Annotated in this window: 12 protein-coding genes and 1 riboswitch; of the genes, 7 read left to right on the forward strand and 5 right to left on the reverse strand. The window is 72.0% G+C overall.

The genetic code is table 11. The features are described from left to right. Positions 1-27: 27 nt before the first annotated feature. The 3 genes from ACFYW9_RS24070 to ACFYW9_RS24080 all read right to left on the reverse strand — a co-directional run bounded on the left by ACFYW9_RS24070 (position 28) and on the right by ACFYW9_RS24080 (position 2,112). Positions 28-399, reverse strand: coding sequence for an Rv2175c family DNA-binding protein (locus ACFYW9_RS24070; RefSeq protein WP_261706908.1), 372 nt, complete (start codon positions 397-399; stop codon positions 28-30). Positions 400-463: 64 nt separating this feature from the next. After that, positions 464-1,702, reverse strand: a complete 1,239-nt coding sequence (locus ACFYW9_RS24075; RefSeq protein ID WP_389153879.1) for an NAD(P)/FAD-dependent oxidoreductase — start codon at positions 1,700-1,702, stop codon at positions 464-466. Positions 1,703-1,734: 32 nt separating this feature from the next. Beyond that, positions 1,735-2,112, reverse strand: a complete 378-nt coding sequence (locus tag ACFYW9_RS24080; RefSeq protein WP_351867518.1) for a hypothetical protein — start codon at positions 2,110-2,112, stop codon at positions 1,735-1,737. Positions 2,113-2,162: 50 nt separating this feature from the next. Next, a riboswitch (TPP riboswitch) is annotated at positions 2,163-2,275 on the forward strand. Here ACFYW9_RS24080 and thiO point away from each other — a divergent pair. The 6 genes from thiO to ACFYW9_RS24110 all read left to right on the forward strand — a co-directional run bounded on the left by thiO (position 2,273) and on the right by ACFYW9_RS24110 (position 8,320). Then, positions 2,273-3,439: a glycine oxidase ThiO gene (gene thiO, locus ACFYW9_RS24085; protein ID WP_389153884.1), complete on the forward strand. Its 1,167-nt coding sequence runs from the start codon at positions 2,273-2,275 to the stop codon at positions 3,437-3,439. (Overlaps the previous riboswitch by 3 nt.) Continuing rightward, positions 3,436-3,636, forward strand: a complete 201-nt coding sequence (gene thiS / locus ACFYW9_RS24090; protein WP_328668614.1) for a sulfur carrier protein ThiS — start codon at positions 3,436-3,438, stop codon at positions 3,634-3,636. Before thiO ends, thiS begins: the two co-directional genes overlap by 4 nt. A gap of 3 nt (positions 3,637-3,639) precedes the next feature. Beyond that, complete coding sequence (locus ACFYW9_RS24095; protein WP_326788276.1) at positions 3,640-4,434, forward strand: thiazole synthase; 795 nt, start codon at positions 3,640-3,642, stop codon at positions 4,432-4,434. Positions 4,435-4,688: 254 nt separating this feature from the next. Then, positions 4,689-6,635 carry a Stk1 family PASTA domain-containing Ser/Thr kinase gene (gene pknB / locus ACFYW9_RS24100; protein ID WP_389153889.1) on the forward strand — a complete coding sequence of 649 codons (1,947 nt, stop codon included), beginning with the start codon at positions 4,689-4,691 and terminating at the stop codon, positions 6,633-6,635. 165 nt (positions 6,636-6,800) lie between these two features. Next, positions 6,801-7,670, forward strand: coding sequence for a deoxyribonuclease IV (locus ACFYW9_RS24105; protein WP_328668616.1), 870 nt, complete (start codon positions 6,801-6,803; stop codon positions 7,668-7,670). Between the two features lie 116 nt (positions 7,671-7,786). Continuing rightward, a complete protein-coding gene (locus ACFYW9_RS24110; RefSeq protein ID WP_389153893.1) occupies positions 7,787-8,320 on the forward strand; it encodes a DUF4396 domain-containing protein in 534 nt (177 codons plus the stop codon). A gap of 51 nt (positions 8,321-8,371) precedes the next feature. On the opposite strand, the gene ACFYW9_RS24115 is transcribed toward ACFYW9_RS24110, so the two are convergent. After that, positions 8,372-9,004: a sulfite oxidase-like oxidoreductase gene (locus ACFYW9_RS24115; RefSeq protein WP_326788273.1), complete on the reverse strand. Its 633-nt coding sequence runs from the start codon at positions 9,002-9,004 to the stop codon at positions 8,372-8,374. A gap of 155 nt (positions 9,005-9,159) precedes the next feature. Between ACFYW9_RS24115 and bfr the strand changes: the two genes are divergently transcribed. Continuing rightward, positions 9,160-9,639, forward strand: coding sequence for a bacterioferritin (gene bfr / locus ACFYW9_RS24120; protein WP_351867538.1), 480 nt, complete (start codon positions 9,160-9,162; stop codon positions 9,637-9,639). A 44-nt stretch (positions 9,640-9,683) separates the two neighbouring features. On the opposite strand, the gene ACFYW9_RS24125 is transcribed toward bfr, so the two are convergent. Next, complete coding sequence (locus ACFYW9_RS24125; RefSeq protein ID WP_351867681.1) at positions 9,684-9,971, reverse strand: (2Fe-2S)-binding protein; 288 nt, start codon at positions 9,969-9,971, stop codon at positions 9,684-9,686. Between the last annotated feature and the right edge of the window lie 190 nt (positions 9,972-10,161).

A 10,161-nucleotide genomic window follows, 5' to 3' on the forward strand; every position in this document is an offset into this window, starting at 1 on the left:
TCCCCGTGCCGGACGGTCGCGTTCAGGTCAGACGGCGAGCGCCTGGGCGCGGCGCTTCACCTCCGTGCCGCGATTCTCGCTCAGAGCCTGTGCGGGGGTGCCGGGCAGGCTCGGGTCGGGGGTGAAGAGCCACTCGAGGGCCTCTTCGTCGGAGAAGCCGTCGTCCCTCAGGAGCGTCAGGGTGCCGGCCAGGCCCTTGACGACCTTCTGTTCGTCCGCGTCGATGAAATCGGCGGGGACGTGCAGCGCGCGGTTCTCACCACGGCGTACGGCGATCAGCTGGCCGTCCTTGACCAGCTGCCGGACGCGCGTCACCTCGACGCCGAACTGTTCGGCGATGTCGGGGAGGGTGAGCCAGGCGGGGACGAGAGCATCGATCTTTGCGTCAATCTCGGTCACGGGACAAGCGTGCCATCCCGGACCGACAGTCGGAAGCCGAGGGCGTCCGGCCTGGGGTGACGGATCAGACCGTGGCGCCCTTCAGCGGCCTCGACGCGTCCGTGAGCAGCTCCGGATCCATGGCGGCGCCCGCCTCGATCAGCCTGCGGCCCTGGGCGAGATCCCTCGGGCGGCCCACCGCCAGAAGGGCGACGAGCCGTGTCTCGCGCAGCCAGCACACCGACCAGGAGGCTCCCGAGGGGTCACCGCGCCAGACCAGGGTGTCGGCGGGCGTGTGGTGGCCGGCGTACTGGACGAAGCGGCCGAACTGCTCGGACCAGAAGTACGGCACGGGGTCGTAGGCGGCGGGCGTCTGTCCGACGATGTTCAGGGCGACCGTGCGCGGGCCCTGGAGGGCGTTGTCCCAGTGGTGGACGAGGAGGCGTTCCTCGTAGCGTCCGGACGGGAAGGAGGCGCAGTCGCCGACCGCGTAGACGTCCGGCAGGGAGCTGCGCAGGTGGTCGTCGGCGACGATCTCGCGGTGGGCGCCGAGTTCGATGCCCGAGCCGGCGATCCAGGCCGTGGCGGGCCGCGCGCCGATCCCGACCACGACGGCGTCCGCGGGCACCCGGGAGCCGTCGTCCAGGACGACCGCCCCGGGCTCGACGCGCTCCACGCGCGCGCCGGTGCGCAGCGAGGTCCCGCTGTCCGCGTACCAGGCGGTCATCGGGGCGGCCACCTCGGCGGGCAGCGCCTCGGCGAGCGGCCGGTCGGCGGCCTCGACGACCGTGACCGCGCAGCCCGCCTCGCGCGCCGCGGTGGCGAACTCGGCGCCGATCCAGCCCGCTCCGACCACCACGATGTCGTGCTGCCGGGTGAGAACGGGACGCAGCCGGTCGGCGTCGTCCAGGGTGCGCAGCAGATGCACGCCCGGCACGCCTTCGGCGCCGGGGAGCCGGATCGGTTCGGCGCCGGTGGCGACGACCAGGACGTCGTACGGGACGGGCCCCGCGTCCGTGTCCAGTTCGTGGTCGCCGGGGCGCACACCGAGCGCCTCGCTGCCCAGTCTGAGGTCGATGTCCAGGGCCTCGAAGTCGATGTCGAAGGCGGAGCCCTCGGCCTTGCCGAGCAGGACGGCCTTGGACAGCGGCGGCCGGTCGTAGGGCTGATGCGGCTCCGCGCCGATCAGCGTGACGGTGCCCGTGAAGCCCTGTTCGCGCAGGGCGACCGCGGTCTGCACCCCGGCCATGCCCGCGCCCGCCACGACGACCCGTCGGACCGCGGGCCTCTGCGACGGGGACTGTGCCTGCGTCTGATCGCTCACCTGATCACCATAGACACGTGACGATCCGTCAGTCAGCGGACGTGCTCGGTGACCTGTTCCACACGGCCGGTCGCGCGCGGTTCCTCCACCACGCTCGTCCCGGCGCCCGGCTGCGACTCCCACGTCCAGCTCTCCTCCAGCCGCAGGCGCCCGTCGGGCAGTTCCACGACGAGCGACACGCAGTGGCCGGACGCGGTGGTCCCGTCGCGCCTGAGCTGTACGTACCGGAAGTCGAGGCGGTCGCCCTCGCGGGTGCCGACGAGATGTCCGCGGACGACGTCGCCGCCCGCGTAGTCGGCCCAGACCACGCCGTCCCGCTCGTGGTACGTGAACCGGGTGCCGGTGCCCACCTGGCCCGGGGCCTGGTCGGCGACGGGGGCGAGCACGAGGCCGTCGAGCGGTCGCGCCATGGCGGAGGCTCCCTTACTGAGACGGAGGGGGCGGGCTAGGGTGGCCAACGTAAAGCACTCGCGGGAGCCCGGACGCACCGGGCTGAGAGGGAGGCTGGGCGGCCTCCGACCGTACGAACCTGATCCGGGTCATGCCGGCGAAGGGAGGGGCTGGACGCCCATGCCGTCTGCACGTTCGTCGGACGTCCTCGTCGTCGGGGGCGGAATCATCGGTCTGGTGACGGCCTGGCGGGCCGCGCAGCGCGGGTTCACGACCGCGCTCGTGGACCCCGAGCCGGGCGGCGGGGCCGCGCAGGTCGCGGCCGGGATGCTGGCCGCCGTCACCGAGCTGCACTTCGGCGAGGAGACCCTGCTGGGCCTCAACCTCGCCTCGGCGCGCCGCTATCCGGACTTCGCCGCCGAGCTCACCGAGGCCACCGGACAGGACCTCGGCTACCGCCGCAGCGGCACGCTGGCCGTCGCGCTGGACGCCGACGACCGCGCCCATCTGCGGGAACTGCACGCGCTGCAGGTCCGGTCGGGGCTGGAGTCGGAGTGGCTGAGCGGCCGTGAGTGCCGCCGCCTGGAGCCGATGCTCGCGCCCGGCGTGCGCGGGGGCCTGCGGGTCGACGGCGACCACCAGATCGACCCGCGGCGCCTCGCGGCGGCCCTGGTCACGGCCTGCGAGCGGGCCGGGGTGGTCATGCACCGGACCTGGGCGGAGCGTCTGAGCGTCGTACGGGAACGGGCCACCGGGGTCGTCACCGCGGACGGCACCGGGCTCGGCGCGGGTCAGGTGGTGCTCGCCGGGGGCAGTCTCAGCGGCCGCCTGGCGGGCGTCCCCGACGACGTCGTGCCGCCGGTGCGCCCCGTCAAGGGGCAGGTGCTGCGGCTGACCGTGCCGGGGCGGTACGCGCCCTTCCTCCATCGCACCGTGCGGGCCGTGGTGCGCGGCAGCCACGTCTACCTGGTGCCGCGCGAGAACGGCGAGCTCGTGGTGGGCGCGACCAGCGAGGAGCTGGGCTGGGACACCACCGTGACGGCGGGCGGCGTGTACGAGCTGCTGCGCGACGCCCACGAGCTGGTCCCCGGGATCACCGAGCTGCCGCTCACCGAGACCCGCGCGGGGCTGCGCCCCTGCTCGCCCGACAACGCGCCGCTGCTCGGCCCGAGCGCGCTGGACGGGCTGCTGCTGGCCACCGGGCACCACCGCAACGGCGTGCTCCTGACGCCCGTGACCGGAGACGTGCTGGCCCACGTCCTGACCACCGGCGAACTCCCCGCCGAAGCCCGCCCCTTCACCCCCCTGCGCTTCGGCGCCACGGCCCGCACGGAGCTGCACGTATGAACATCGTCGTCAACGGGGAGCGGCGGCTGATCGCCGCGGGAACCGCTCTCGACGCGCTCGTCGCGACCCTCACCCCGTCGTCGTCCGGGGTGGCCGCCGCCCTGAACGAGACCGTCGTCCCGCGTGCGCAGTGGCCCTCCACCCCGCTCGCCGAGGGCGACCGCGTCGAGGTCCTCACCGCCGTCCAAGGAGGCTGACCCATGGCAGACGACCCCTTCGTCCTCGGCGGTACGACCTACGCCTCCCGGCTGATCATGGGGACGGGCGGCGCGCCCAGCCTCGACGTGCTGGAGCGCTCCCTGGTGGCGTCCGGCACGGAGCTGACGACGGTCGCGATGCGGCGCGTGGACGCGTCGGTGCACGGCTCGGTCCTGTCGGTGCTCGGCCGGCTGAACATCCGTGTCCTGCCGAACACGGCCGGCTGCTACACCGCGGGCGAGGCCGTGCTGACGGCTCGTCTGGCGCGCGAGGCGCTGGGCACCGATCTGGTCAAGCTGGAGGTCATCGCCGACGAGCGGACCCTGCTGCCCGATCCGATCGAGCTGCTCGACGCGGCGGAGACGCTGGTCGACGACGGCTTCACCGTGCTGCCCTACACGAACGACGACCCGGTGCTGGCGCGGAAGCTGGAGGACGTCGGCTGTGCGGCGATCATGCCGCTCGGCTCGCCCATCGGGTCCGGGCTCGGGATCCGCAACCCGCACAACTTCGAGCTGATCGTCGAGCACGCGCGCGTGCCGGTGATCCTGGACGCGGGAGCGGGCACGGCGTCGGACGCCGCGCTCGCGATGGAGCTGGGGTGCGCGGGGGTGATGCTGGCCTCGGCGGTGACGCGGGCGCAGGAGCCCGTCCTGATGGCGGAGGCCATGCGGCACGCGGTGGAGGCGGGGCGTCTGGCGCGGCGGGCCGGACGCATCCCCCGGAGGCACTTCGCCACGGCGTCCTCTCCCGTGGAGGGCATGGCGGCACTGGACCCCGAGCGCCCGGCGTTCTGACCGAGGGCCGCCGGCCGTCGGTCTCCGCGCCGGTCTCCGCGCGGCTTCCGCATCGGCTTCCCTGTCGGTTTCCGGCCGGGCGGGCGTGCGGGTTGTCGCGTTGTGGCCTTGCGGTGACAGACGGGCCATGATCGGACATCTGCTCGACGAACAGACATTCGTACGTGCGATGCGCGTCACAGGTCGGCTGCAGTCGGGCCCCTGTATCGGCCGAACGTGACCTCGTGACAGTGGCGGCTCGTAGACTCACCTGCGTGGATACGACCCTTCAGGACCCGCTTGTCGGACACGTGCTCGACGGCCGCTATCGCGTCGACGCACGGATCGCGGTCGGCGGGATGGCCACGGTCTACAGGGCCTTGGACACCCGTCTGGACCGCGTGCTCGCGCTCAAGGTGATGCACCCGACGCTGGCCGCGGACGTCTCGTTCGTCGAGCGCTTCATCCGCGAGGCCAAGTCGGTGGCACGGCTGGCGCACCCCAATGTGGTGCAGGTCTTCGACCAGGGGGCGGACGGGTCGTACGTCTATCTGGCCATGGAGTACATCGCCGGGTGCACCCTGCGCGACGTGCTGCGCGAGCGCGGCGCCCTCCAGCCCCGGGCCGCGCTCGACATCCTGGAGCCGGTGCTCGCCGCGCTCGGCGCGGCCCACCGCGCCGGGTTCGTGCACCGCGACATGAAGCCGGAGAACGTCCTGATCGGGGACGACGGCCGGGTCAAGGTCGCGGACTTCGGTCTCGTCCGCGCCGTGGACACGGTGACCAGCACGACGGGCACCGTCCTCGGCACCGTGTCGTACCTCGCCCCCGAGCAGATCGAGCACGGCACCGCCGACACCCGGGTCGACGTCTACGCCTGCGGCGTCGTCCTCTACGAAATGCTCACCGGCGCCAAGCCGCACACCGCGAACTCCCCCGCGCAGGTGCTCTACCAGCACCTCCACGAGGACGTGCCGCCCCCGTCGGCAGTCGTGCCGGGCCTCGCGTACCCGCTCGACGAGCTGGTCACCGCGGCCACGGCCCGCAACCCCGAGCTCCGCCCGGCCGACGCGGTGGCCCTGCTCGGCCAGGTCCTCGAAGCCCGCGCCGGTCTCACCGCCGAGCAGCTCGACGCGGTCCCGCCGGGCGCGCTGTCCGTGGGCCACGACAACGCCGACGACCGTACGAGCGTGATCCCGCGCTCGCTGTCCGTCCCCCGGCTGCTGCCCGTGAACGAGGACGACAGCGCCCTCGACCGGACCAGCCGGTTCGAGCAGAGCAGCCCGTTCACCACCGCACCGGTCGGGCCGCCGCGGGTTCCGGGGACGCGTCCGCGGCCGCGGCGCGGGGTGATGCTGGTCGTCGCCGCGATCGTGCTGGTGCTCGGCCTCGGCGCCGGTGTCTGGTACATCAACTCGGGCCAGTTCACCAAGGTCCCGCCCGTCCTGGCGAAGACGGAGCAGCAGGCCAGGACCCAGCTCCAGGGTGCCGGTCTGGACGTCAAGCGGGTCAAGCACGCCTACAGCGACACCGTGAAGCGGGGCACGGTCATCAGCACCGACCCCGGTGTCGGCGAGCGGATCCGCGACAACGACTCCGTGACCCTGACCGTCTCCGACGGCCCCCAGACGGTGAAGGTGCCGGACCTCAAGGGCCTCGCCCTGTTCAAGGCGAGAGAGGTGCTCAAGGGCGACGGGCTCGCCGCGGGCATGGTCACGCGCGAGTTCAGCCAGGACGTGACGAAGGGCTTCGTGATCGGCACGGATCCGGCCGCGGGCACCGAGCGGCACTCGGGCTCGGCGATCGCGATCGTCGTGAGCAAGGGCGCCCCGGTGGAACTGCCCGACGTGACCGGCTCGTCGGTCGAGGACGCCACCGCGCAGCTCGAGGACGCGGGCCTGAAGGTGAAGATCGCCGCGGAGCGGGTCAACTCGGAGTTCGACAAGGACCAGGTCGCCCAGCAGACGCCGCGCGCGGGCCGCGAGGCCGCCACGGGGGACACGGTGACGCTGACCCTCTCCAAGGGCCCCGAGATGGTGGAGGTCCCGGACGTCGTGGGCGACAGCGTGGACGACGCCACGAAGGCTCTGGAGGACGCGGGGTTCCAGGTCCACAAGGACCGCGGGCTGCTCGGGCTCTTCGGCGACACGGTCAAGAAGCAGTCGGTGGACGGCGGCGACACGGCGCCCAAGGGCTCGACGATCACGATCCAGATCCGCTGAGCGGATCCGCCGCCGGGCCCCGGCGGCGTACGGCCTCCGACCGGGCAGCCGCTCGGAGGCCGCTCCCCCGCGAAGTCCGCGTACAGGTCCGCGTACAGGTCCGCTCACGGGTCCCCCACGGGTCCGCCCGCGGGGGACCCGACGGCACGTGACACCCTGGCGGGCGTGACCAGCAAGCAGCTCCGCAATCCCGTCGGCGGCCATGTCCCCGTGGCCGGCGGCCTCAACTCCGTCGGCCTGGCCTACGCCCGTGATCTCGCGGCCGAGACCGTCCAGGTCTTCGTCGCCAACCCGCGCGGCTGGGCGACGCCTGCCGGGAACCCGAAGCAGGACGAGGACTTCCGCGCCGCGTGCGCCGCCGGATCGATCCCCGCGTACGTCCACGCCCCGTACCTGATCAACTTCGGTTCGCACACCGAGGCGACGGTCGAGAAGTCGGTGGAGTCGCTGCGGCACTCGCTGCGGCGCGGACGGGAGATCGGCGCCCTGGGCGTGGTCGTGCACACCGGGAGCGCCACCGGCGGCCGGGAGCGGTCCGTCGCCCTGAAGCAGGTGCGCGACCGTCTGCTGCCGCTGCTGGACGAACTGACCCATGACGACGACCCGTTCCTGCTGCTGGAGTCGACCGCCGGGCAGGGTGCCTCCCTCTGCTCACGCACCTGGGACTTCGGCCCCTACTTCGAGGCCCTGGACGCCCACCCCAAGCTGGGCGTCTGCCTCGACACCTGCCACATCTTCGCGGCGGGCCACGATCTGACCGGGCCGAGCGGGATGCACCAGACCCTCGATCTGCTGGTCGACACCGTCGGCGAGGGGCGGCTGAAGCTGATCCACGCCAACGACTCCAAGGATGTGGTCGGCGCGCACAAGGACCGCCACGAGAACATCGGCTCCGGCCACATAGGCGAGGACCCGTTCCGCGCCCTCATGACGCATCCCGCCACGGAGGGCGTCCCGCTGATCATCGAGACCCCCGGCGGAAAGGAAGGGCACGCGGCCGATGTGGAGCGGCTGAAGAAACTCCGCGACGGATAGGGCCGCGTGGTCCCGCGACCGGTCCCGCAACCGGTCCCGCAATCTTCGGGAATACCCCAGGGGGGTATGTGGTTCCTCCTGTGCGAAGGAGCAGTGACTCGACACTGGGGGATCCCATGCGGCACGAGGCACACGCGGACAGGCCCGCGGACACGGACACGCACACGGACACGCACGAAGACCCGCACCACGCCCACCACCACGGGCCGGCCGCGGCCACCTGGTCCCTGGCCGCCCTGGCCACCCTGCACTGCCTCACCGGCTGTGCCATCGGCGAGGTGCTGGGCATGGTCGTGGGCACGGCGTTCGGGTGGGGAAACCTGCCGACGACGGTCCTGGCCGTCGTGCTGGCCTTCTTCTTCGGCTACGCGCTCACCCTGCGCGGAGTACTGAGGGCGGGCGTCGGCTTCCGCACCGCCTTCCGGGTGGCGCTGGCCGCGGACACGCTGTCCATCGCGGTGATGGAGCTGATCGACAACGGCGTCATCGCGCTGTGGCCGGACGCGATGGACGCGCAGCTGGACGACCTGCTGTTCTGGGGGTCGCTGCTGATCTCGCTCGTGGTGGCCTTCGTGGTCACGACCCCGGTCAACAAGTGGACGATCGGCCGGGGCAAGGGGCACGCCGTGGTGCACCGGTACCACCACTGACCTGCCGGGACACCGGCACCGGGGACGCGCGCCGGCACTCGGGCCGGCGGCTCAGAGCTCGGGGCCGTCCCCGGGTTCCTCCTGGTAGGAGTACCGCTGCTCGCGCCAGGGGTCACCGACGTTGTGGTAGCCGCGCTCCTCCCAGAAGCCGCGGCGGTCGGCGGTCATGTACTCGACGCCGCGCACCCACTTGGGCCCCTTCCACGCGTACAGATGCGGGACGACCAGGCGCAGCGGGAAGCCGTGCTCCGCCGTCAGCAGTTCGCCGTCCTTGTGGGTGGCGAAGATGGTGCGCTCGGACGCGAAGTCCGCGAGCCGCAGGTTCGAGCTGAACCCGTACTCGGCCCACACCATCACGTGGGTGACGGTGGGCGCGGGCGGGGCTATCTCCAGGATCGTACGGGCGGGAACACCCCCCCATTCGGCCCCCAGCATGCTGAACTTCGTGACGCAGTGCAGATCGGCCACGACGGAGGCGTACGGCAGGGCGGTGAACTCGTCGTGGGTCCAGCACTGCTTCCCGCCGTCGGCGGTGGCTCCGAAGACCCGGAACTCCCAGCGCTCGGGGCGGAACTTGGGTACGGGACCGTAGTGCGTGACCGGCCAGCCGCGCTGAAGTCGCTGTCCCGGCGGAAGCTCCGACTGTGCCGTTTCTCCAGATTCGCGCTCCACCGGCTGACCCATGACTCCATCCTGACAGACCCGGAACAGTGCCCATGACCAGCACGGCCAGGATCGGGGCAATTCGGAGTAAGCATGCACTTACTGGACGCTCCCGGACACCGGTGCAAAGATGCGGCGCAATCTGCCCAGTCCCCCGCACGGAAGGAGCCTCTGCGATGCAGGGCGACCCCGAGGTCATCGAGTTCCTCAACGAGCAGCTGACCGGTGAGCTGACCGCGATCAACCAGTACTTCCTGCACGCGAAGATGCAGGAGAACTTCGGCTGGACCAAGCTCGCGAAGTACACCCGGCACGAGTCGTTCGACGAGATGAAGCACGCGGAGGTCCTCACCGACCGCATTCTCTTCCTGGACGGACTGCCGAACTACCAGCGGCTCTTCCATGTCCGGGTGGGGCAGACCGTCACCGAGATGTTCCAGGCCGACCGGCAGGTGGAGGTCGAGGCGATCGACCGCCTCAAGCGCGGGATCGAGGTGATGCGCGCGAAGGGCGACATCACGTCCGCGAACATCTTCGAGTCGATCCTCGAGGACGAGGAGCACCACATCGACTACCTGGACACCCAGCTGGAACTGGTCGAGAAGCTCGGCGAGGCGCTCTACCTCGCGCAGCTCATCGAGCAGCCTGAGAGCTAGGCGGGTTCAGGGCCGGCCGGGTTCAGGGCCGGCCGGTTTCGGGGCTAGGCGGCCTCGCGCGCCGCGGTCTCGTACCCGACGGCCTCGCGCCGATCGGTCTCGGCCTCCGCGAGGACCTCGGAGAGCACCGGCATGCCCTGGTCGGCCAGCTCACGGCGCGGACACGAGCCCCTGCCCAGCAGCGCCTGGATCCGGCGTACGCACGAACCACAGTCCGTGCCCGCCTTGGAGGCCGAGGCTATCTGCCGAGGAGTGCACGCGCCGTCCGCCGCGTGCTTCTTCACCTGCTGTTCGGTGATCCCGAAGCAACTGCAGACGTACACCCGGTTCACCTCCCGCCGGAATCGTTGGGTCACGCCGTCCCGATGATCGGTGAGGCTAACCTAACCTTACCCGTCACACAGGAACCACAAAAGTGGCGTGGGGGGGGGGGGGGGGGGGGGGGGGGGGGCCGCCCCCCCCCCCCCCCCCCCCCCACCCCGCCCGGGGGGGCGGGGGCCCGGGGGGCGGCGACAGCGCCCG

It is taken from the genome of Streptomyces sp. NPDC002698, assembly GCF_042888945.1.
In the GTDB taxonomy this organism is placed as follows: Bacteria; Actinomycetota; Actinomycetes; order Streptomycetales; family Streptomycetaceae; genus Streptomyces.